The sequence below is a fragment of the Microbispora bryophytorum genome, from assembly GCF_006874465.1.
In the GTDB taxonomy this organism is placed as follows: Bacteria; Actinomycetota; Actinomycetes; order Streptosporangiales; family Streptosporangiaceae; genus Microbispora; species Microbispora bryophytorum.
In genome coordinates this window covers 577,656-600,545 of sequence record NZ_VIRL01000001.1, presented here as the reverse complement: position 1 = coordinate 600,545, position 22,890 = coordinate 577,656, and the positions used below count along the sequence as shown (strand labels likewise).

Annotated in this window: 18 protein-coding genes; 10 read left to right on the top strand and 8 right to left on the bottom strand. The window is 70.9% G+C overall.

Going from position 1 to position 22,890, the window contains the following annotated elements:
- Positions 1-7: 7 nt before the first annotated feature.
- The gene (locus tag FLX07_RS02835) at positions 8-415 is read right to left on the bottom strand and encodes a roadblock/LC7 domain-containing protein (RefSeq protein WP_142567813.1); all 408 of its coding nucleotides are present in this window, start codon (positions 413-415) and stop codon (positions 8-10) included.
- Entirely contained in the window at positions 412-3,033 is a 2,622-nt protein-coding gene (locus FLX07_RS02830; protein ID WP_167748090.1) for a sensor histidine kinase, read from the bottom strand. The genes FLX07_RS02835 and FLX07_RS02830 overlap by 4 nt, the downstream gene beginning before the upstream one ends.
- Positions 3,034-3,219: 186 nt before the next feature.
- On the opposite strand from FLX07_RS02830, the gene FLX07_RS02825 reads away from it, so the two are divergent.
- On the top strand, positions 3,220-4,032 hold the full coding sequence (locus FLX07_RS02825; RefSeq protein WP_142567811.1) for an SDR family NAD(P)-dependent oxidoreductase: 813 nt from the start codon (positions 3,220-3,222) through the stop codon (positions 4,030-4,032).
- Positions 4,033-4,040: 8 nt separating this feature from the next.
- Here FLX07_RS02825 and FLX07_RS02820 read toward each other — a convergent pair whose 3' ends face one another.
- On the bottom strand, positions 4,041-4,880 hold the full coding sequence (locus tag FLX07_RS02820) for a helix-turn-helix transcriptional regulator (RefSeq protein ID WP_142567810.1): 840 nt from the start codon (positions 4,878-4,880) through the stop codon (positions 4,041-4,043).
- A 162-nt stretch (positions 4,881-5,042) separates the two neighbouring features.
- Between FLX07_RS02820 and FLX07_RS02815 the strand changes: the two genes are divergently transcribed.
- The 4 genes from FLX07_RS02815 (at position 5,043) to FLX07_RS02800 (ending at position 8,996) form a co-directional block, all read left to right on the top strand.
- Positions 5,043-5,822 (top strand): SDR family NAD(P)-dependent oxidoreductase, encoded by a 780-nt coding sequence (locus tag FLX07_RS02815; protein WP_142567809.1) that lies wholly within the window; start codon positions 5,043-5,045, stop codon positions 5,820-5,822.
- A gap of 206 nt (positions 5,823-6,028) precedes the next feature.
- The gene (locus tag FLX07_RS02810; RefSeq protein ID WP_142567808.1) at positions 6,029-7,072 is read left to right on the top strand and encodes an acyltransferase family protein; all 1,044 of its coding nucleotides are present in this window, start codon (positions 6,029-6,031) and stop codon (positions 7,070-7,072) included.
- A 164-nt stretch (positions 7,073-7,236) separates the two neighbouring features.
- Positions 7,237-7,446 carry a hypothetical protein gene (locus FLX07_RS02805; RefSeq protein ID WP_223852896.1) on the top strand — a complete coding sequence of 70 codons (210 nt, stop codon included), beginning with the start codon at positions 7,237-7,239 and terminating at the stop codon, positions 7,444-7,446.
- A 41-nt stretch (positions 7,447-7,487) separates the two neighbouring features.
- On the top strand, positions 7,488-8,996 hold the full coding sequence (locus FLX07_RS02800) for an SPFH domain-containing protein (RefSeq protein WP_142567807.1): 1,509 nt from the start codon (positions 7,488-7,490) through the stop codon (positions 8,994-8,996).
- A 120-nt stretch (positions 8,997-9,116) separates the two neighbouring features.
- On the opposite strand, the gene FLX07_RS02795 is transcribed toward FLX07_RS02800, so the two are convergent.
- Positions 9,117-9,959, bottom strand: coding sequence for a helix-turn-helix transcriptional regulator (locus tag FLX07_RS02795; protein WP_189104859.1), 843 nt, complete (start codon positions 9,957-9,959; stop codon positions 9,117-9,119).
- Positions 9,960-10,161: 202 nt separating this feature from the next.
- Between FLX07_RS02795 and FLX07_RS02790 the strand changes: the two genes are divergently transcribed.
- The gene (locus FLX07_RS02790) at positions 10,162-11,193 is read left to right on the top strand and encodes an aldo/keto reductase (RefSeq protein ID WP_308424370.1); all 1,032 of its coding nucleotides are present in this window, start codon (positions 10,162-10,164) and stop codon (positions 11,191-11,193) included.
- 22 nt (positions 11,194-11,215) lie between these two features.
- Here the strand turns inward: FLX07_RS02790 and FLX07_RS02785 are convergent, their stop codons facing one another.
- The 4 genes from FLX07_RS02785 to wecB form a co-directional block, all read right to left on the bottom strand.
- On the bottom strand, positions 11,216-12,748 hold the full coding sequence (locus FLX07_RS02785) for an MDR family MFS transporter (RefSeq protein ID WP_229689461.1): 1,533 nt from the start codon (positions 12,746-12,748) through the stop codon (positions 11,216-11,218).
- A 118-nt stretch (positions 12,749-12,866) separates the two neighbouring features.
- Positions 12,867-14,945: a glycosyltransferase family protein gene (locus FLX07_RS02780; RefSeq protein WP_142567804.1), complete on the bottom strand. Its 2,079-nt coding sequence runs from the start codon at positions 14,943-14,945 to the stop codon at positions 12,867-12,869.
- Positions 14,946-15,012: 67 nt separating this feature from the next.
- Complete coding sequence (locus FLX07_RS02775; RefSeq protein ID WP_268239434.1) at positions 15,013-15,294, bottom strand: LysR substrate-binding domain-containing protein; 282 nt, start codon at positions 15,292-15,294, stop codon at positions 15,013-15,015.
- 69 nt (positions 15,295-15,363) lie between these two features.
- On the bottom strand, positions 15,364-16,491 hold the full coding sequence (gene wecB, locus FLX07_RS02770) for a non-hydrolyzing UDP-N-acetylglucosamine 2-epimerase (RefSeq protein ID WP_142567802.1): 1,128 nt from the start codon (positions 16,489-16,491) through the stop codon (positions 15,364-15,366).
- A 62-nt stretch (positions 16,492-16,553) separates the two neighbouring features.
- On the opposite strand from wecB, the gene FLX07_RS02765 reads away from it, so the two are divergent.
- From FLX07_RS02765 to FLX07_RS02750, 4 genes are all read left to right on the top strand, one after another.
- Positions 16,554-18,221, top strand: a complete 1,668-nt coding sequence (locus FLX07_RS02765) for a glycosyltransferase family 4 protein (protein WP_142567801.1) — start codon at positions 16,554-16,556, stop codon at positions 18,219-18,221.
- Between the two features lie 110 nt (positions 18,222-18,331).
- Positions 18,332-19,594, top strand: coding sequence for a nucleotide sugar dehydrogenase (locus FLX07_RS02760; RefSeq protein ID WP_142567800.1), 1,263 nt, complete (start codon positions 18,332-18,334; stop codon positions 19,592-19,594).
- 14 nt (positions 19,595-19,608) lie between these two features.
- Positions 19,609-20,697, top strand: coding sequence for a glycosyltransferase (locus FLX07_RS02755; protein ID WP_189104858.1), 1,089 nt, complete (start codon positions 19,609-19,611; stop codon positions 20,695-20,697).
- 143 nt (positions 20,698-20,840) lie between these two features.
- Entirely contained in the window at positions 20,841-22,667 is a 1,827-nt protein-coding gene (locus tag FLX07_RS02750; RefSeq protein WP_142567799.1) for a DUF4434 domain-containing protein, read from the top strand.
- Positions 22,668-22,890: the final 223 nt, after the last annotated feature.

Below are 22,890 nucleotides of genomic sequence, written 5' to 3'. Positions count from 1 at the left end.
GCCCATCTCATGGAGAGATCCGCCGCGGGTTGGTGGAGATGTGCTGGCCCACCCGCTTGACCAGCATCGCCATCTCGTACGCGATGTGCCCGACATCGGCGTCGGAGGCGGCCAGGACGGCGAGGCAGGTGCCCTGGCCGGCGGCCGTCACGAACAGGAACGCGGCCTCCATCTCCACGATGGTCTGCCTGACCTCGCCCCCGCCGAAGTGCCGCCCCGCGCCCCGCGCCAGGCTCTGGAACCCGGCCGCGACCGCGGACAGGTGCTCCGCGTCCTCCCGGCTCAGCCCCTGGGAGGCCCCAACGACGAGGCCGTCGGTGGAGAGGATCACCGCCTGGTGCACGGCGGCGACCCTGCTGATGAGATCGTCGAGCAGCCAGTTCAGTTCGCCGGTCGACGTCGCTTTGCCGGTCATTCGTCACCCTTCTCACCGTGCGTGTTATGTACGTGGTCGCCGGGTGCGGCCCCACCCGGCTGATCGGAGTCCTCCCGGCCGCGCCGCGCGCCGCGCTGGAAGGCGCTGAACATCGCCCTGGCCTCCTCCGGCGACCGCTCCTCGACGGTCGGGGCGGACAGCGGCGGCGTCTGCGGCGCCGTCTCCTCGGACTGGGTGCGAAGCTGCGGAGCGATGTTGGCCTGGCGAACCCTGCGCGGCAGGCCGGCGTGGGTTCCGTTGGAGACGGCGCCCCTGGCCCGCTGTTTGCTCGTCCGCTGCGCCAGGCCGTTCGGCGCCGCGCCCGCGGCGGCGGTCGCCGGCGCGGAAGACGGCGCGGAGGACGGCGCGGAGGACGGCGAAGCGGAGAATGCGGCGGACGGCGAAGCGGAGGGCGCGGCCTCGCTCCGGAGGGCGGCCGGCGTGAAGAACGGGGACGGCTCGGACGCGCCCGTACGCTCCTCGCGGTCCTCCGCCTCCCTGGAAGCCTCCCTGGGAACGCCGCCCGGAGCCTCCACGGAAATGCCGCCTGTGACTTCCACCGAAACGCGGCCGGGAAGCTGCACGGGAAGCCCGCCGGAAGCGTCGTCCTGTGCGTCCCCGGCGATCTGCCCGGTGAGCGTGCGGGCTCCCCGGGGGTCGCCGGCGGGGGCGGGGCCTCCCAGCCCGAGGTCGGCCTGGAGGGTGTCGCTGAGCGAGATGTCGGTGTCGTTGCCGCCGGCGGCCGGCGAGGGCTTGGCGTGGACGCCGCGGGGGGCCGGGCCCGCGAGCGCGGCGCGCGAGCTCTTGTCCGTCATCAGGGTCCGGGGGATGAGCACGATCGCGGTCGTCCCGCCGAACGGCGAGCCGCGCAGGATAACCCTGATCTCGTGCCGGGCGGCGAGCTGGCCGACGACGAAGAGCCCGAGCCGGTCGCTGTCCGCCAGGTCGAACTCCGGTGGGTCGGACAGCCGTGCGTTGATCTCGTCGTACTCCTCGGGCATCAGACCGAGACCGCGGTCCTCGATCTCCACCGCGAGCCCGTTGGCGACGATCTCTCCGCGCACCGCGACCTTCGTCTGCGGAGGCGAGAAGATCGTGGCGTTCTCCAGCAGCTCGGCGATCAGGTGCACCACGTCGGCCACGGTCGCGCCGGCGATGGCGGCGTCCGGCATCGGGGCCATCGCGACGCGGGTGTAGTCCTCGACCTCGGAGATCGCCGCGCGGACCACGTCGATGAGCGGCACCGGCTTGCGCCACGAGCGTCCGGGCGCGGAGCCGGACAGAATGATCAGGCTTTCCGCGTGGCGGCGCATGCGGGTGGTCAGGTGGTCGAGCCGGAAGAGGTCCTCGAGGCTCTCCGGGTCCTCGGCGCGGCGCTGCATCGTGTCGAGGAGCGTGAGCTGGCGGTGCAGCAGGGTCTGGTTGCGACGGGCCAGGTTGAGGAAGACGTGGCTGACGCCGCGGCGGAGGGCGGCCTGCCCGACGGCGGCCTCCACGGCCGTGCGCTGGACGGAGGTGAAGGCGCGCGCGACGTCTTCGACCTCGTTGGAGCCCGTTGCCTTGATCGGGGGCGCCTCGGCCTCGACGTCCACATCCTCGCCCTGCCGCAGCTTCTCGACGACCTGCGGCAGCCGTACGACGGCGAGTTCGAGCGCGGCGTCGCGCAGGCCGGCGAGGTCGCGGGCGAGACGGCGGCCGAACCGGACGGAGAAGACGATCGTGACGATGATCACTACGAGGCCGAGCCCGCCGGCGATCAGGATGCGGAGCATGACCCCGGTGGCGACCGATGTGGCGGAGACGCTGAGCGCGTCCGAGGCCTTCACCCGGGCCGAGTCGAGCCGGAGGATCAACTGGTCGACGGTGGGCGACCACTTCTCGGCGTCCGCGGGGAGCGGGCCGCCGGAGCGCACCTGGTTGATGATCTGGTTCTCCAGGGCGGTGAACCGGTCGAACAGCGGCGAGGTGAGCACCTGCTCGTACGGCGCCCGCATCTCACCGCTGAGGACCGGCCGGTTCTTGCCGTAGAGGAACCGCCGGGTGGCGACCCACTCGCTGAAGGCGTTCTGCTCGGCGGCCGTGATCGTGCCGCTGGCGAGAGCCCCGCGCACGAGGGCGTCCTCACGAGTGATCATCTCGTGTGCGTTGCCCATCGCCTGCATGGCGCTGGCCTGCTGGAAGGTGGCCAGGTCGGGCACCGAGACGAGCCGCTCGTAGAGCGCGAACAGGTCGTCCATGATCGAGTTGTAGGCGGTGATCGTGGTCAGCCGGTCGGCGCTGCCGAGCGAGACGCCCTCACGGATCGTGGGCAGGCGTTCGAGGGAGGACAGCAGCGACTCCAGGGGCGCCGTGAGTTCGTCGCTCATGGCGTCGTGGGCCGCCTCGTCCTCGGCGGACTTCTTGAACATGTCCGCGGCGGCGGTGGTCTTGGCCTGCTGGGCGGTGAGCGCGGCGGAGGTCGTCCGCCCGCTGCTGAGGACACCGGCGGTCAGCGCGCGTTCGGCCTGGATCTGGGTGCCCAGGTCGGTGGAGGTCGTTCCGATGGTGTCGTACAGCGTCTTGGAGCGCAGGAGGACGAGGCCGTCGCCAACCGTGAGTTTTAGGGCAAATCCCCACATAGCGCTCAACATGAGCAATGGTAGGAGCAGCAACAAGAAGATCTTGAACCGAATCGACCGGTTTCTCGAACCCATAGCCACTCCTGCGTTGCTGGAGGCTCGCGCCGCATTTATGGGGAAATGCACCTCCGGAAGATCGCACAGAAGGCTAGCACCGATACAGTTCTGGCGCAGTGGGAGGAACTGATGATTACAGTGATCACTGGGGCTGGTGCCGGAATCGGTGCAGCTTCTGCCCTTGATCTCGCCCGGCGAGGTCACCAAATCGTGCTCGTCGGACGTACGGCGGAGAAGCTGCGTGCGGTCGCGGACCGCGCGCAGCAGGCCGGTGGCAGCCGTCCGGACACACTCCTCGCGGACTTCTCCTCCCTGGATCAGGTGCGCAGGCTGGCGGCGGAGTTGCTGGCGAGGTACGAGCGCATCGACGTGCTGATCAACAACGCCGGCGTGATGACGCCCGACCGCCGGACCACAGTGGACGGCAACGAGTCGATGATGCAGGTCAACCACCTGGCGCCGTTCCTGCTGACGAACCTGCTCCTCGACCGGCTCACGGCGTCGTCCGCCCGGGTGGTCACCACCTCGTCCCGGGCCGGGAAGACGGGCCGCCTCGACCCCGCCGACCTGTCCAGGGAGCGGCGGCGCTGGAACGGCTGGCTGCAGTACGGCGACTCCAAGCAGGCCAACGCGCTGTTCACCGTGTCGCTCGCCGAGCGCGGGCTGGCGGCCACGTGCCTCCATCCCGGTGTGCTCAAGACCTCGTTCGCCGAGGGCACGTTCTTCATGAAGCTGGTGTGGCTCCTCCCCGGCATGGGCGAGCCGCCGGAGGCCGGGGCCGAGCGCATCGTCCACCTCGCCACCCACTCCGACGGCGTCGACCACCCGGGGCGGTATTTCGTCAAGAACGCTCCCGTACGGGTGCCGGAGAGGTTGTCCGACCCGGCCCTCGCCGCCGCCCTGTGGGACGCGAGCCTCGCCGCCACCGGTCTGTCCGCCTGAAGGAGCGGCTAACCGGCGAGGGCCTGGGTGCCGAGAACGGTGATCAGCTCAAGGCGCCCGGCGTCCTGCGTGCCCGGCTCGGCCGTGTAGACCATGACGCGCAGGTCGCTGCCCGCCACGGTGAGCACGTCGCAGTCGAGCGTCACCGCGCCGACCCGCGGGTGGTCGATCGTCTTTCGGGCGGCCTGGTGGTGCCCGGCGATGCCGCTCTCCCACAACCGGGCGAACCGGTCGCTGCGGACGAGCAGGTCCGCCACCAGCCCCTTGAGCCGCTGGTCGGCCGGGTAGCGGGCGGTGGCCGCGCGCAGGTCGGCGACCAGGGCGGCCTGCAGGTCGCGCCGCGACTGCGGGGTGTGCCGCACCCGGACGCTCAGGCCGAGGAAGTTGCGCCACACCCCGTTGCGCTCGTGGCCGCGCCAGCCGGAGGGATCGCCCATCAGGGCGGCGTAGGGCGGGTTGGCCTGCAGCAGCGTCCAGGTGGCGTCGAAGACCGCGACAGGGGTGCCGGTCAGCCGGTCCAGCATGCGCTGCACGCTCGGGGTGAGGTGCACGGGCACCGTGCCTGGCCCCGGCGGCTGGAGTCCGCCCAGCCGGAACAGGTATGCGCGTTCGTCGTCCGACAGCCGCAGGGCCCGGGCAAGGGCCTCGACGACCTGGTCGGAGGGATTGGTGGCGCGGCCCTGCTCCAGGCGGGTGACGTAGTCCACCGAGATCCCGGCCAGCAGGGCCAGCTCCTCGCGCCGCAGGCCCGGCGCGCGCCGTTGCCCTCCCACGGGAAGTCCCGCCGCCTTCGGCGAGACCCGGTCGCGCCAACGGCGTACCGCCTGCCCGAATTCCGACGTCGCCATGCCTCCAGTCTGCCTGTTCCGGCCGGGATCAGCTTGGTACTGGCAGTCCCAGGAAGACCGGACACCTGGCCGGTCGCCACGTCGTCCTGCAGCCTTGGGGCACGGGCGCGGTTTCCACGGGGGAGGCCGGGCACCACAGCGGCATCGAAAGGTACGACACTCATGCGCAAGCTCGCACTCGTCACGGGCGCCACCTCCGGGATCGGCAGGGCCTTCGCCGAGCGCCTCGCCGCCGACGGCCACGACCTGGTGATCGTGGGCCGGCGGAAGGACCGCCTGGAGGAGTTCGCCGCCTCGCACCCCGAGGCCGAGGTCAGGACTGTGGCCGCCGACCTGTCGACCGACGCGGGCATCGACACGGTCGCCGGGATCTGCGCGGCCGAGCCGCTGACCATGCTCGTGAACAACGCCGGCGTGTCCCACTACATGCCGCTCGCCGAGCTCCCCGCCGACAAGGCCAGGGAACTCGTGCACGTCAAGGTCGTCGCGCCGACGATGCTCACCCGCGCCGCCGTCGCGGGCATGCGGGAGCGGGGCGAGGGCGCGATCGTCAACGTGGCCGGCATGATCGCCTTCAGCGGCCCCGCGCCGCACTCGCAGATGCCCCGCAGGGCCGTCTACGCCGGAACCCTGGCCCATCTCGTCGCGATGTCCCAGACCCTGAGCGCGGAGCTCGACGGCACGGGAGTCGCCGTGCAGGTCCTGTGCCCCGGCGTGGTCGCCACCGAGTTCCACGAGCGTCAGGGGCTCGACCTGAGCGGGGTGCCCCGCATGAGCGCCGGCGACGTCGTCACGGCCGCCCTGCGCGGCCTGGAGCTGGGCGAGACCGTCTGCGCCCCGGGCGTCGAGGACGCCGGGCTTCTGGACGCGGTCTTCCGAGCCGAGCTCGCCGCCTTCGGCGCCCAGAGCCCCGAGCTCGCCACGCGCTACCGGGACGCCTGAGTCCGCCGCGTTACCGAGGCGCTTGAGTCCGCCGCGCGCTACCGGGGCCTGTGAGTCCGCCGCGCGCGGGTCGTCGGGCCGGGTCGCCCGCGCGTCGGGGGCGGTACGACCGCGGCGGCGGGGCCGGGCGGCGGTGTGAAGAGTTCGGGCAGTGTTCGCCCGCGGTTGCGCCGGTGCTCACGGACGGGTGACTAGGGTCCGGCCGCATGACCGTGACCGCTCCCGCCCGTCCCTCCGGTGCGGCCGTCGCCCGCGACCCGCTGCTGGACAACGCCAAGTTCCTGGCCATCGTGCTCGTCGTTTCCGGACATCTCATCGAGGATTTGAGGGACGTTCCCGCGGCGCACGCGCTCTACTTCTTCGTCTACCTCTTCCACATGCCGCTCTTCATCGTCGTCAGTGGCTATTTGTCCCGGAATTTCACGTTTTCTCCTGGTAAGGCACGCAAGCTCATCAGTGGTCTCGCGGTGCCGTACGTCATCTTCGAGCTGGCCTATTCGCTGCCCCGCCTCTTCCTGTACGGCAAGCTCGAAATCAGCCTGCTCGACCCGTACTACCTGACCTGGTTCCTGATGTCGCTGTTCCTGTGGCGGCTGTCCACCCCGGTCTGGCAGCAGTTGCGCCATCCCCTGGTGGTCGCGGTCGGGCTGTGCCTGCTGTCGGGCACCAGCGCCCTGCCCGACGAGTTGTCGATGAACCGCACGTTCGGCCTGCTGCCGTTCTACGTGCTCGGCCTCATGCTCACGCCCGAGCACCTCGACCGCCTGCGCGTACGCCGGGCGAGGATCGCGGGCGGGGCCGTTCTGGCGGCGGCGCTCGCCGCGGCGTTCGCCGTGCACACGCTCGTGCCGACGGAGTGGATCCGCTGGCGTCACTCCAACCACCAGATCGGCGTGGACGACCTGACCGGCACGCTGATCAGGCTCGCCATGCTGGCGGCCGGCGCTGTGCTGGTGGCGGCGTTCCTCGCGGTCACTCCGCGCCGCCGCACCTGGTTCACCGGGCTGGGCGCCGCCACGATGTACGCCTACCTGCTGCACGGGTTCGCCGTGAAGGTCGCCGAGCGTTTCCACGACGTCCTCGTCAACCCGCTCGGCGTGACCGTCATGGCGGCCCTCGGAGCCGTCTTGGCGACCCTGCTCTGCACGCCCCCGGTGCGCAGGGCGTTCCGGTGGGCGGTGGAGCCCGACGTCTCCTGGGCCTTCACCAGACTTCGCCGCCCCGGAAAAAGGGAACCCGCCGCGACATGACCGGAACTTCCCGCGTGATCCCACCGTTCGGCACAGTGATGGTGCAGAGTAGGGCGAATCGCGCGGCCGGTGGGGCTGGAATCGGAAGACGGCTCTGTCACGGCAAGGTGATACGGGGTAACCTGCGCATTCGCGGTGCGGCCAGGAGCGGTGAAAACGACGGGGTGACGCGGGTGGTCGGCAGGCAGGGCAGGGTCACAGGCAGGATCGGCCCCGGCCTTGTCGGCGAGGTGATGGTCCCCATCCGCGGGGGTGTCGAGGCGTTCTACGCCTATCCGAGCATTCCAGACGAGGAGATCCTGGTGGGGTCGATCGTCGTCATCGTGGAGTATTCGCCCCCGCGCACCGTCTACGTCGCCCGCGCGATCGTCTGACTCGCTCCCTCCTCCCTTCCCCCCACTACACGGAGGCTCCCATGTCAACGGAGATCCTGGTCGTGGGCGGTGTGGCCGTCGTCGCCGTCATCGTCCTCATCCTTCTGTTCAAGGCCATCTGGCGGGTGGCCGAGCCCAACGAGGCGCTGATCATCTCGGGTCTCGGCGCCCACACGAAGAACGAGCTCGCCGACAGCCTCGGCTTCAAGATCGTGACGGGCAAGGGCACCGCGGTGCTGCCCGGCTTCCAGACCGCCCGGCGGCTGCGGCTCGACAGCCGGGCCACGAACCTCCAGGTCAACTGCGTGACCCAGCAGGGCATCCCGGTCCAGGTGCGCGGCGTGATCATCTACAAGGTGGGCGACGACTTCTCCAGCATCGCGAACGCCGCCCGGCGCTTCCTCGACCAGCAGGACTCGATGAACGGCGCCATCCACGAGCTGTTCACCGGCCACCTGCGCTCGATCATCGGCAACCTGACCGTCGAGGACCTCATCCTCAACCGCGAGCGGCTCACCAGCGAGACCCGCAGCTCCGCGGCCGACGAGATGAGCAAGCTCGGCCTGGTGGTCGACTCGCTGCAGATCCAGGAGATCGAGGACGAGACCGGCTACATCACGAACCTGGGCAAGCCGCACGCCGCGAAGATCGCCGCGGCGGCCCGCATCGCCGAGGCGCAGCGCGACCAGGAGGCCACCGAGGCCGAGCAGGTCGCGGCCGCCAAGAAGGCCTCCGCCATCCGCGAGTCGCAGATCCAGCAGGCCGGCTACCAGGCGGAGGTGGACCAGGCGTCGGCCAAGGCCCGGCAGGCCGGCCCGCTGTCCGAGGCCACCGCGCGCCAGGAGGTCGTCGTCCAGGAGACGAGGGCCGCGGAGCTGGAGGCCCAGCTGGCCGAGCAGCGGCTCCAGTCGCAGGTTCGCAAGCCCGCCGACGCCAAGGCGTACGAGACCGTCACGCTGTCGCAGGCCGAGCGCGACGCGCGCATCGCCCAGGCCGAGGCGGAGGCCAGGGAGACCGAGCTGCGCGCCACCGCCCAGGCGTCCCAGGTGAAGCAGGCGGCCGTGGCCGACGCCGAGTCGGTGCGGGTGCGCGGCGAGGCCGCCGCGGCGGCGACCAAGGCGACCGGTCTGGGCGAGGCGGAGGCCGCCAAGGCGCGGGGTCTCGCGGAGGCCGAGGCGGCCAAGGCGAAGGGTCTGGCCGAAGCCGAGGCGGCCAAGGCCAAGGGCCTGGCCGAGGCCGAGGCGATCAGGGCCCGCTCGGAGGCGCTGCGGGAGAACCAGGAGGCGGTCATCGCCCAGCAGCTCGCCGAGAACTGGCCGCAGATCGTGGAGGCCGGGGCGAAGGCGTTCGGCAACGTCGACCACATGGTGGTGCTCAACGGCGCCCAGGGCATCGAGGAGATGCTGGCGAAGGCGCTCACGCTGGGCGGCACCGGGCTGGGGCTGGCCCGCTCGCTGCTGGCCGGCGGCACCCCCGCCGCGGCCGGTGACGGCGCGAGCGTCAACGGCGCCGAGCCCCCCACGAAGAACGCCATCGACGCCGCCTCCTGACCGGGCACGCGTTCGTCCCCGTCATCCGGACGGGGACGAACGTCTCGTGCATGGCGAACCCATCCGCCGACGAGGTCGTCGAGATTCATCGAGCGGACGTCGCCCCTGCGGCTCGGCGGTTCAGCCGCGGATCAGGTCCTGGAGGCCGACCACGCGCAGCAGCTCCAGCCGCTCGTACGACTCGCTGCCCGGGCGGGCGGTGTAGACGATCAGCCGCTGATCGTGCTCCGGGCTCAGCATCACCTCGCAGTCCAGCTCCAGCAGGCCGACGACCGGATGCTGGAAGCGCTTGACGTCGGCGCGCCGCACGGCGACGTCGTGGGCGTCCCACAGCGCCGCGAACTCCTCGCTGCGGGCCCGGAGCCGGCGTACGAGCCCTGCCAGCCGCGCGTCGTCCGGGCGGCGGGCGGATGCGGCGCGCAGATCCGCCACCGCCGTGCGGGCGGCGTGGTCACGGTCCTCGGCCGGGAAGAGCTCCCGCGCGGACGGGTCGGTGAAGTAGCGCCAGATGATGTTGCGCTCCGCCTCGGGGCGGGCGGACGCGTCACCGTGAAGTGCCTTGTCCATCGAATTCTGCGCGAGGACGTCGCCGCGGTCGTTCACCACCTGGGCGGGCGTGTCGATCAGCCGGTCGAGGATGAGCAGCAGGCCGGGCCGGACGTGATCCGTGGCCGACCGGTCCCGCGGCGGCTCCTCGCCGGCCAGGTGGAAGAGGTGGTCCCGTTCGTCGCCGGTCAGCCGCAGCGCGCGGGCGACGGCGGCGAGCATCTGGCGGGACGGGTGTGAGCCCCTGGCTTGTTCGAGCCGTGTGTAGTGGTCGGTGGACATGCCCGCCAGCTGCGCGACCTCCTCGCGGCGCAGTCCCGGGGTGCGCCGCCGCGCGCCGTGCGACAGCCCCACGTCGGCAGGGGCGACTCGGGCACGGCAGTGACGCAGGAAGTCGGCCAGTTCGGTTCTGTCCACACCCTTCACCATGCCCTTCACCATGCCCCGGAGCGCCGGACGTTGCCAGGGACGGCCTGTCCCCGGATAAGGGCGTCTCTCCCGCCGGCGCCCGCACCGCCGGAGGCTGGGAGCCGGCTCGGCGGACCGGCGGCGCCCTCGCGGGGGCCGGCGGGACGAGCACCGACGCCACGGATGCCCGGATTGTTCGACGAAGGAAGGCATGGTTCGCATGCAGTACCGCACGCTCGGCCGCACCGGTATCAAGGTCAGCGCCTATGGGCTCGGCGCATTGATGTTCGCCACGTCCATCGGCAACTCCGATCCCGACGACTCGGCCCGCATCATCCACAAGGCGCTGGACGCCGGGATCAACCTCATCGACACCGCCGACGTCTACGGCGACTCCGAAGAGATCGTCGGCAGGGCGCTCAAGGGGCGGCGGGACAACGTAGTGCTCGCGACCAAGGTGAGCCGCCCCATCGGTGACGATCCCAATCAGCAGGGCGCCTCGCGGCGCTGGATCATGACCGCGGTCGAGAACTCGCTGCGCCGCCTGCGGACCGACCACATCGACCTCTACCAGATCCACCGGCCGGACCCCGCCACGGACGTCGAGGAGACGCTCTCCGCGCTCTCGGACCTGATCCGCAGCGGGAAGGTCCGCGCGATCGGGACGTCCGCCATGCCGGCGTCCGACATCGTCGAGGCCCAGTGGGTCGCCGAGCGGCGCGGCCTGGAGCGGTTCCGCACCGATCAGCCGCCGTATTCGCTGCTCAACCGCGGCATCGAACGCGAGGTGCTGCCGGCCGCGCAGCGCTACGGAATGGGTACGCTGGTGTGGGGCCCGCTCGGGCAGGGACTGCTCACCGGGCAGGTCCGCAAGGGACGGCAGAACGAGCTCCGCCGCGCCGGCCTCCTCAAGCACGTCAACGACGAGCACCGCATCGAGGTCGTCGAGCGGTTCATCTCGCTCGCCGAGGAGGCGGGTCTGCCGCTGACCCACCTCGCCATGGCTTTCGCCATCGCTCATCCCGGCGTGACCAGCGCCATCGCCGGGCCGCGCACGATGAGCCACCTCGACGACCTGCTCGCGGGCGTCGACGTCGCGCTGACCGACGACATCCTCGACCGGATCGACGCGATCGTCCCGCCCGGCACCGACGTCGGCACGCTCGACCAGGCGTACGTGCCGCCGGCTCTCCAGCAGGTGAGCCTGCGCCGCCGCCCCCTCGGCGAACGCGCGGCCGCCTGACGTCTCGGCTGGGAGCGCTCGGTCAGTCGAAGGTCAGCTCGGTCGTACGGCGGGGCATGAGCAGCAGCGCGGCGACGCTGAGCACGGCCACGACGACGAGCGCGACGAAGATGTGGTGGACCGCGTCGTACAGCGCGCCCCGGACGAAGGACGCGGCGGCCGAATGGGCCGCCGGGCCCTGGGCCTTCAGCACCAGGCTGGTGGCGTCGAGGCTGTCCGGCACCCGTCCCGCGACGTCGGCGGGCGGGTGGGCGAAGCGGTCCGACAGCGTCGCGTTGGAGATGGCGCCGAGCACCGCGGCCCCGACCGTGCTGCCGAGCGAGCGGCAGAACATGTTGGTCGCGGTGACCACGCCGCGGCGCTCCCAGCCGACGACCGACTGCACGGCGACCATCGTCGGGCTGGCCGACAGCCCGAGGCCGACGCCGACGACGAAACAGGCGGCCGCGACCTGCCAGATCATCGCGTTCTGCCCGAGCAGCGCGCACAGCACGGTGCCGGCCACCACCACGACGATGCCGATCAGCGCGGTGTCGCGGAACCCGATGCGCATGTAGAAACGGCCGGAGAACGTCGCGGCGAGGGGCCAGCCCACGGTGAGCGCGGCCAGGGCGAAGCCCGCCACCAGCGCGCCGGTGCCCAGCACGCCCTGCGCGTACGTCGGGACGTACGAGGTGAGCCCGATCGTGAGGGCGCCGATGCCGAGGGAGGTCAGGTTGCCGCCGGTCAGCGTGCGGCGGCGGAACACCCACAGGGGCAGCACCGGCTCGGCCGCGCGGCGCTCCACGAGCACGAAGGCGGCGATCAGGAGGAGGCCCGCCGCGAAGATCAGCAGGCTGGGCGCCGAGTTCCAGTCCCAGGCGACGCCGCCCTCCAGCAGGCCGAGGATGAGCAGCGAGGAGCCGCCGGTGAGCAGCGCGGCGCCTGTGTAGTCGATCCGGTGGGAGCCCCGCTTCACCTGCTCCTTGAAGCGCCGGGCGAGCATCCAGGTGGCCAACGCGCCGAGCGGCAGGTTGATGAAGAAGATCCAGCGCCAGGAGACGTACTCGGCGAACACGCCGCCGAGCGTCGGGCCGACCACCGCGGAGATGCCCCACACACTGGCGAGGTAGCCCTGGACGCGGGCCCGCTCCTCGACCGTGTACAGGTCGCCGGCCATCGTCATGCTGATCGGCTGCACCGCCCCGGCCCCGATGCCCTGGATCGCGCGGAAGGCGATCAGCGCGGGCATGCTCCAGGCCACTCCGCACAGCACCGAGCCGATCAGGAACGCCGCGATGCCGAAGAACATGACCGGCTTGCGCCCGAACACGTCGGCGAGTTTGCCGTAGATGGGCACGGTCACGGCCTGCGTGAGCAGGTAGATCGAGAACAGCCAGGGAAACTGGGCGAACCCGCCGAGGTCGGTGACGACGGACGGCACCGCGGTGGCGATGATCGTGCTGTCCAGCGCCACCAGAGCGGTGCAGAGCATGATGGCGGCGAGCACGGGGCCGCGCTCGGACCGCAGCCCGATGCCTTTCGATGCCGTCGTCGCGGTCGACTTCGTGGTCACGTGAGGGGCTCCCCTGTCCGGCGTGCACGTACACGGGACCCGCCCGCCCGAAGGCTGGAGGGTCCCGGAACAGGGCAACCGCCGCACCGCCCGGGACATTCCGGGCGGTATGACGATTTCAGATGAGAACGTGCGCCTCGGGGTTGCCGGCGAAGCAGAACTGCGCGTTGCGGGTCAGCTTGTAGTCCGCCGCCTGCCAGGTGTGAGCGGTGGCGTCCGAGCCGCGCATGTAGATGAAGTTGTACCGGTCGGCCGAGTAGATCCGGACGCCCTCTTCCTTGCAGCGCCGCACGAGCCGGGTGTCCTCACCCGCGTTGACCGGCTCGAACGGGAACGCCCGCAGCAGGTCGGCACTGGCCAGGATCGTCGCCCCCTGGATGAGGTGGGCGTAGCGGTGCTCCAGCCCGGGCAGGCGGAAGATCGTGACGTCCTTGTCGGGGAAGTACGTGTAGTGCGCGCCCTTGCCGACCATCTCGGCGTCGGCGTAGTCGAAGGAGCGGACCAGGTCCGACAGGTAGTGCTCGCCGTAGATGTTGTCGTCGTCCATCTTGGAGATCAGCTCGCCCTCGGCGTGGGCGATGCCGTGGTTGAGCACCTCGCCCAGCGTCCAGGACGGGTCGGCGGTCAGCACCTTCACGGCCGGGATGCCCGCCGCGAGGGCCTTGTCGCGCACGACCGCCGGGTCCTCCGACAGACCGTGCATGACCAGCACGAGCTCCAGGTTGCGGTGCCGCTGCCGCGCGACCTGGCTGATCGCGTGTTCGAGCTGGCCGGCCCGGTTGGTCGGCAGCACCACGGAGATCGACCGCGACCGCGTGACGACCGGCAGGCCGAGGTCGCCGAGGATCTGGTCGACCCGGTGGGAGAACAGGTGCTTGTCGAACACCTCGCGCATCGCCAGGTGGCCCTGGCGTGCCCGCAGCTCGGGACTGTTGATCAGATAGATCGCCCGGTTGTACGCCTCCTCCTGCGAGTGCGCGACCGGGATGAGCGGGCCGAACGTCTCCTCGATGGCCCTCGACCATCCCGACAGCACCGTGGTCGAGCAGGCCGACAGCTCGAAGACCCGGCGCGCGCACATGGTCGGCGAGTCGATCACCGAGTTCACGTTCAGGAAGACCTTGTACATCTTGTACGCGGCCAGCATCTGCTCGTACGGCAGCTCGCCCACGATGTGGGGGCGATACTCCTCCGGCCAGGCGTACTTGTCGGCCACCGAGGCGTTCCGGGCGTAGATGTGCAGGCCGAGCGGGCGAACGGGCGCGAGGATCGTCTCCATCTGCTCGCGCCGCTCGGGGTGCTTGTCGCGGAAGTACATTCCCGCGAAGACCACGTCGTACGGCCGGCCCTGCTTGGTCTGGATCGGGTTGTGGATCCGGGGCTGGGCGGCGAACTGCAGCACGCCGACACGGTCATGACCCAGCGTCTCGCGATATTTCGGGATCATGTCGCCGTCGCACGTGTACACGTAGTCGAACAGCTTGGCCGTGTCGATGAAGAAGTCGAAGTTGGGCGGGTCCTCCTTGTTCCAGAAGACCGTGGGGATGCCCTCCTCGCGGCACCAGGCGATCAGGTCGCGCAGCTCCTGCTTCGGCGCGTTGGTCCCGGTCATCTGGAAGCGCCAGCGGCCCTGGTTGCCGTGCCAGGCCGACTCGCAGAACAGCATCTCGGGACGCTTCTCCGCGAAGATCTCGCGCCAGTCCTGCAGCCCGAACTCGATCTGGTCCCATTCGTACCTGAACGCCATGCGGGAGAAGTCGTCGAGGATCACCGCGACCCGCATGTCCGGCCGGACGATCGGGCCGTCGGGCCACTTGAGACCGGGGATCTTGACCTCGGGGCCCCGCGCCTCGGCGGCGGCGGCGACCTCGATCGCGGAGGGCGGCGCCTTCGGCGCCTTCCTGCCGTCCTTCATCGCCTTGCCGAGGTCGCGCGGCAGCCGGACGATTTTCTTGGGCTTCGACGCGTTCGTCAGCACCTGCGCGACCCGGTAGGGCTTCTGGGTCTGGGTGGCCTGGAGCCTCCAGAGGGCGTAGTCCGCACGGGCCTCCTGGTAGGCGAGCCGGTTCTCCAGGTCGCGGATCCGCTGCTCGTACTGCTCGACGTGCTTGCGCTCCTCGGGAAGCCAGTTCACCGGCCCCAGCCGCTGGAAACGCGGGCCTTCCGAGGCCTCAGGAGTCTCGTCGGTCTCAGCCATGCCTCTCCCCCTTACGGACATGCCATCGTAAAGGGGCTGCGGAGACCTTTGTGTCGATATAGGGGTTTCAATCGACCGAGCCGGCGGGGTCGCTCGTGGCGAGGGTGGTCAGCACCGAGCGGAAGCGCTCGACGAGGGGATTCCCGTCGTTCGTCCGCCAGACCACGTGGAGGGTCGTGGAGGTGCCCTCCAGAGGGCGGGCGCGAACACCGACGCGGCGGAGCGCGCGATGGGAGTCCGACATCACGGCCGCGCCGAAACCGGCCGCGACCAGGGCCAGCACCGTCTGCACGCTCCGGCCCCCCTCGCCGATGCGGGGTGTCACGCCCGCCTGGTCGCACAGTGCGATGATCTCGTGCGAAGAAGGTCTTCGCCGAGCGTGGTCTTCCCCCCGTTCAGAACCTGTCCTGAGAGCCGGCTAGCGCAGGACGCCCTTGGCGGCGGGGGAGAGGCTGTCGCCGCGGAGCCAGGCCTCGATGACGCGGGCGATCCGCGGCCCGGCGGCGCCGTCCCACAGCGGCGGCAGCTCGCCGCTCGGCGTGGCCGCGCCGTCCGCGAGCGCCTTGGACGCCGCGGCGGGGAGCGAGGCAGGAGTGACGAGCCGGTTGGTGCCGTGGGTCACGGTGATCGGCCGCTCGGTGTTGGGCCGGACGGTCAGGCACGGGACGCCCAGCATGGTCGTCTCCTCCTGGACGCCGCCGGAGTCGGTCACCACCAGGGCGGCACCGCGCACCAGGGACAGGAAGTCCACGTAGCCGAGCGGGTCCACGATCTTCATATTCGGCCGGTCCACGAGCCCGGCGTCGGCCAGCCGCTGCCGGCCGCGCGGGTGCAGCGGGACGACGACCGGCACCTGCTCGGCCACCCCGAGCACGGCGTCGACCAGTTCGCGGGCCGCCTCCGGGTCGTCCACGTTCGCCGGACGGTGCAGCGTGGCCACGGCGTACCTGCCGTCGATGCCCAGGCGCTCCGCGACGGGCGCCGGGTCGAGCTTCGGCAGCGCGGCGAACAGGCTGTCGATCATCGGGTTGCCGACGAGGTGCACCTTCGCCGGGTCCACGCCCTCGTTGGCCAGGTGCGACAGCGCCTCCGGGGAGGTCGCGAACAGCAGGTCGGACAACGCGTCGGTGACGACCCGGTTGACCTCCTCCGGCATCTCCCGGTCGAAGGAGCGCAGGCCCGCCTCGACGTGCGCGGTCGGCACGTGCAGCTTGGCGCAGACGAGGATCGCCGCGAGCGTCGAGTTCACGTCGCCGTACACCACCACGAGCGCCGGGCGGTGTTCGAGCACGACGTCCTCCAGCCCCGTGAGCAGGGCGGCCGTCTGCCGGGCGTGGGTGCCGCTGCCGACGCCGAGGTTCGCGACCGGCTCCGGCAGGCCCAGATCGGCGAAGAACACGTCCGACATCAGCGCGTCATAGTGCTGGCCGGTGTGGATGATGCCCTGCCGGATACCGAGCTCGGCCAGCCCCCTGACGACCGGGGCCGCCTTGACGAAGTTGGGCCGGGCTCCCAGTACGTGCAGGACGAGGGGGTTGTCTCTCATCTACCTCGCCTTTCATCTTTTCTCCGACCTGGGACAAACGTTGCCTATGGTACGGTCGCGCCGTGGAAACCGAGGCCAACAAGCCCGTGAAGGTCGTGTCCGCCGCGTCCGCGAAGGCCGGCCTCGGCGGCTTCCTCCGGGGGTTCGCGAGGAACCCGGTCCTCGTCTCCCGGATCTTCGTGAGCAAGGTCAAGTCCGACCCCATGCGGGTCGCGCAGGCCGCCGCCGACGCGATACCTCCCGGGGTGCGCCCGGTCGTCGGACGCGTCGCCTGGCCCGCGGCCCGGTTCGTCAAGGTCAGGACCCGCAAGATCCTGCAGCGCGCGGCCAAGGGCCCGCTGCGGGACGCCAAGGCCCACTTCGAGGCCGGCCGGATGTCGGACGCGGTCAGCGTGCTCCAGCCGCAATCCCGATGGCCGTTCGTCCGCCGGAGGATGGCCTACTACGAGGGTGAGAAGGCCGCGCTCGGACCGAACCCGATCCCGCCCAAGCCGAAGATCATCATGGGTGAGCGGACGCCGGGCCGGGTGCTGCACATGGTCACCAACGCCCTGCCGTACACGCAGGCGGGTTACACCGTGCGCACCCACCGCATCGTCACCGCCCAGAAGGCGGCGGGGCTCGACCCCCACGTCGTGACGAGCTGGGGCTGGCCCATGCTCCAGGGGCACACCGACGCCGAGCCGTACGAGGAGATCGACGGCATCCCCTACTACCGGCTGCTGCCCAAGGGCGAGATGCCGTTCGAGAGCCAGGGGCGGATGATCCGCGGCGCCGCGGACGTCTCCGAGCTGGTCAGAACCCTCCGTCCGCAGGTCCTGCACGCGGCGACCGACCACCGCAACGGCTCGGTCGCGCTCGCCGTGCGCGAGCGGACGAACACGCCCTTCGTGTACGAGGTGCGCGGCTTCCTGGAGGAGACCTGGGTCTCCCGCGACCCCGCCAGGAACGGCAGCGAGCGGCACAGACTGCAGCGCGAGCGCGAGGCGCAGATCATGCGCGAGGCCGACGCGGTCGTGACGCTCGCCGAGACGATGGCCACCGAGATCATGGAGCGCGGCGTGCCCAGGGAGCGCATCTTCCTCGCGCCCAACGCCGTGGACGACTCCCTGCTGACCGCCGACTACGACGGCGAGGCGTTCCGCGACCGGTTCGGGATCGGCCGGGACGAGATCGTCGTGGGCTCGGTGTCGAGCATCGTCGGTTATGAGGGCTTCGCCACACTGCTGAACGCCGCCGCGCTGCTGCGCGACACCGGATCGCCGGTGAAGGTCCTGCTGGTGGGAGACGGGGCCGAGCGGCCCGCGCTGCTCGAACAGGTCGAACGGCTCGGCCTGAAAGAGGCGATCCTGCCCGGCAGGGTGGGCCCGGACGAGGCGTTGCAGGCGCAGGCGGCCATCGACATCTTCGTCTGCCCGCGTGAGGACCTGCGGGTGTGCCGCCTCGTCACGCCGCTGAAGCCGGTCGAGGCGATGGCGCTCGGCAAGCCGGTCGTGCTGAGCGACCTGCCCGCGCTCTCGGAGCTCGTCGGCGGTGAGGGCGCCGGTCTGCTGGTGCCGCCCGGCGATCCGGCCGCGCTGGCCGAGGGGATCGCCGCGCTGCGCGACGATCCGGAGCGCCGCCGGCTGATGGGCGAGGCCGGTAAGACCGAGGTCGCCGCCCACAGGACCTGGAGCAGTCTGGCCCGCACGTACCAAGGGATCTACCAGTCCTTGACCGAAAGCCGATAAACAGCAGAAAGTCGGATGTGTTGCATCAGGCATGCTTGGTTCCGAGTTGAGATAGCCTTTGCCACCATGAAGTGTTGTTTCCGCCCTCAGGTTCCGCCCAAGGCCGCATCGTGACAGCCTTCGATCTCACGATCATCGGGCTGGGATACGTGGGCATGCCGCTGGCCAAGGAGGCCACGGCGGCGGGCCTGCGAGTAGCCGGTCTGGACGTCGACCCCCGCAAGGTCGAGGCACTGAACGCCGGCCGCTCCTACATCGACGACCTGACCGACGCCGACCTCGACGCGATGCTCACCGGCGGCTTCACCGCCACGCTGGACGCGTCCGTGCTGGCGAGGTCGCGCACGATCGTCATCTGCGTCCCGACACCTCTGGACGAGGACCACCGTCCGGACCTGTCGGCTGTCGAGGGCGCCACCCGGACCGTCGCGGAGCACCTCCAGGCGGGCACGCTCGTCGTGCTGGAGTCCACCACGTGGCCCGGCACCACGGACGAGCTGGCGCGGCCGATCCTGGAGCAGTCCGGCCTGGTGGCCGGCGAGGACTTCCACCTGGCGTTCTCGCCGGAGCGGATCGACCCGGGCAACCCCAAGTTCGGCCTGCGCAACACCCCCAAGGTCGTCGGCGGATTCACCCCCGCATGCAAGGAGCGGGCCGCCGCCTTCTACGCGCAGTTCGTCGAGCGGGTCGTGCCGGTCAGCGGCACCCGCGAGGCGGAGATGGCCAAGCTGCTGGAGAACACCTACCGGCACGTCAACATCGCCCTGGTCAACGAGATGGCGATCTTCTGCGACGAGCTCGGCGTGAACCTGTGGGAGGCCATAGAGGCCGCCTCCACCAAGCCCTTCGGCTTCCAGAAGTTCCTGCCGGGCCCCGGCGTCGGCGGGCACTGCATCCCCGTCGACCCGTCGTACCTGTCCTACACGGTGCGCAAGCTCGGCTATCCCTTCCGGTTCGTGGAGCTGGCCCAGGAGATCAACGAGCGGATGCCGTCGTACGTGGTGGCCCGCGTGCAGCGGCTGCTCAACCGGGCCCGCAAGCCCGTGAACGGCTCGCGCGTGCTGCTCCTAGGTGTGACGTACAAGCCGGACATCGCCGACGAGCGGGAGACACCGGCCATCCCCGTGGCCGAGGCGCTCCTGGAACTGGGCGCCGACCTGTCCTTCTGCGATCCGTACGTGAAGGAGTGGGCGGTCGAGGGCACGCAGATCCCCCGCGAGGAGGACCTGGCCGAGGCCGTGGCCGCCGCAGACGTGGTGGTCCTGCTCCAGCAGCATTCGGCCTTCGACCTCGATGTCGTGGAGGAGCGAGCCCCTCTCGTCCTGGACACTCGCGGCGTGCTGGCCACGAGCGAACGCGTCGAGCGGTTGTAGGAAGGGTTTCGCGCGTGCACGTGCTCGTCATGACGGTGGTGCATCACCCCGAGGACGCCCGGATCCTGCACCGGCAGATTCGGGCGCTCGTCGACGCCGGTCATGAGGTCACGTACGCCGCGCCGTACTCGGCGCGGGGAGTCGTGCCGCGTTCGTGGGTGACGGGTGTGGATCTCCCCAGGGCCGCCGAGCGACGCCGCCTGGCGGCGGTGCGGGCGGCCCGCAAGCTCTTCAAGAGCATGCGCGGCAAGGTCGACCTGGCCCTTATCCACGACCCCGAGCTGCTGTTCGCGGTCGCCGGGGTGCGCCGTCGCCCGCCGGTCGTCTGGGACGTCCACGAGGACACCCCCGCGACGCTGTCGCTCAAGCCGTGGCTGCCGGCGTTCCTGCGCCCGCCGATGCGCTTCCTCGCCCGGCTCCTCGAAACCACGGCCGAGCGCCGGCTGCACCTGCTGCTGGCCGAGACGGCGTACGCGGGCCGGTTCAGGCAGCAGCACCTCGTGGTGCCGAACGAGACATGGGTGCCCGACCGGGTCAGCCCGCCCGGCGACGACCGCGTCGTCTACCTCGGCTGGCTGTCGGAGGCCCGGGGAGTCCAGGAGGCCGTCGAGGTGGCCCGCCTGCTCCAGCCGCACCGGGTGGCCGTGGAGCTCATCGGCTACGCCGACCCGCAGAGCCGCCCCCTGCTGAACGAGGCCGTCGCCCAGGGCGTGCTGGAGTGGCGCGACTTCATGCCGAACGACGAGGCGCTCAAGCGGCTCGACGGCGCGCTCGCCGGGCTGTCGCTGCTGCACGACGAGCCCAACTACCGCCACTCGATGCCCACGAAGATCGTGGAGTACATGGCGCACGGCATCCCGGTCATCACCACCCCCTCGCCGCGCGCCGTGGAGCTCGTGGAGCGCTACCAGTGCGGCCTGGTCGTCCCCTGGCAGAACCCCCAGGCGGTGGCGCGGGCGGTGCTCCAGCTCAGGGACAACCCCTTCGAGCGGATCGGCACCGGTGGGCGCGGCTACGCCGCCGCGCGGGCGAACCACCACTGGCCCAACTCCGCACGCCGGTTCGTCACCCAGTTAGAGGCGTGGGCGGGCGTCAAGAGCTGACCAACTCAGGAGCTGACCGCTCAGGAGCTGAACGCGCGGTGAACACTACGGCGGGCGGCTCGCGACGCCGGCCCGGCAGCGCGCACATCCGGGTAGTCTGGGGCGGCAAGATCATTTGAACGACGGGCGGTAGTGTCCTGAAAGTGCGCTGGCTCACTCTGGTCCTGGGCGTGGCGATTCTCGCCGGCGTCGCATCGGTGGTGATCGTGTTCCGCGACGGGAGCATGGGCTCCGGGAACGCCAGCGCCGGGCAGACCGCCCCCTCGACTCCCGTGATCGGGTCGCCGACGCACAGCGAGTTCACCGACCCCTGCGGGACCTTCGACACCGCGGCGACCACGCCGTACGCCGTGAGCGGCTACTGGCTGATCCCGACCTCCGATCCCTGCACCTGGCGGAGCCAGCTGCAGGCCATCCACCGCCTCGGAGGGGACACGGTCGTCCGCCTAGGCTTCGGCCTGTCGGCGCGCGAGACCGACGACGAGGGCCAGGTCCTTGAGGCGTCGACTCCCGAGGGCAAGGAGCCCAAGCCCGACGCCAGGTACGCCCGCTGCGTCGAGAACGGGCTGTCCTGCATGAAGGCGGCGGAAAAGGAGCTTCAGGCGGCCAACGCGGGCAACAGCATCACGAGGACGTACGTCTACCGCACCGACGAGCGGTTCGGCCCCGGCATCTTCCGCTGCCCGCAGATGGAGCACGAGGTCGTCGTGGGGGACGCCGTCTTCTTCCGGCTCCTCGCGCCCGAGGACGGCTCGGACGACCCCACGTGCGACTTCACCCGCGAGGGGCGCGGCTACCACCTGATCCTCGTGTCGGCGGGCGCCAAGGACAGCCTCAGCGAACTGCTCGACCTCGGCGACCGGTTCGGCATCAAGGTCTTCCCCGCCCTGCCGCTCGCGCCGCGCGACCCCGAGGAGTCCACCCGGGCCGATCCGCGCCACATCGGCACGCTCACCACGCTGACCCGGCGGATCCTGCAGGACTACGGTGACCGCTTCAAGGGCCGCGAGTCGCTGGGCGGCGTCTACCAGCCGTTCGAGCTGCAGTTGCGGGACTGGCCCGACCCGAGCAAGGTCCAGACGCTCCAGGTGTACGCCGAGCAGCACCTGATCGTCGAACAGGAACTGCCGGACAAGCCGATCCTGGTGAGCCCGTACATCGACAGCCGCAGACGGGTGAAGTACACCTCCACGCCCAGCCAGGTGGCCCGGGGCTTCAAGGCCCTCGCGCGTACCGGGGTGGAGATCATCGCGCCGCAGGACGGCCGGGGCACGGGCAAGGTCGGCCTGTTCTGGCCCAACTGGAAGAACAAGCCTGTGGACGACAGCCTCAAGCCGGTCGTCGGGGAGAGCACGTACGCCACGGCCTACTACGGCAGCACCCGCGACTACTACCGCGCGATGTCGCAGGCCCGTCAGGAGCTGGTCCAGGAGGGCGTCCAGGTGGACCTGTGGGCCAACGTCGAGGCGTTCGAGCCGTCCACCTCGACGGAGAACTGCGGCCGCCAGGGCACTCGCGGGCGTACCGACAAGCCCAGGCTGGACACGCAGGTGACGCTCGCCGCGCCGTACGTGTCGAAGATCATTTCGTACATGTGGAGCGACTTCTTCACCTGTGGCTCGCCGTCGCTGTCGCAGGAGATCGCCGCGGACTGGGACCGCCCGATCCCGATCGAGGCGCAGCGGCGCGCGCGGCAGATCCAGGACGGCCTGGAGGTGCGCGGCTACCACGTCGGCTCGGCCAAGGTCACGCTGAGCTGGCCGGGCCTGGACACGCCGCGGGTCGTCGACTCGGCCACGGTGGGCTGGCACGACACCACACCGATCCAGGGGCTGCCGGCGGGCACGGAGAAGATCTGGATCCCGGTGGACTGGGCCACGGTCCCCGACGACGTCTGGATAAAGGTGGAGGTCACCTCCGCCGACGGGAGGAAGTCCGCCGAGCCGGTCTACTACCACAACACCGGCTGACCGCCTTCCGGCCGAGCCGGCCGGTTCCCCGGCCCGTCCCCCTGCCGCGCCGGAGGCGCGCGATGAGCACGGCCCGCAGGCGCTGCGGTGGGTCCGTGCCGGAGGCGCGCGATGAGCACGGCCCGGCAATCTGCGCGCAAGGAGCGGACAAGGACCGGACAAGGCCGCGGCGGGGCGCGTGCGTGGCCGGCCTCGCCCGCTGATCTCCTATGCCTGCCCCGCC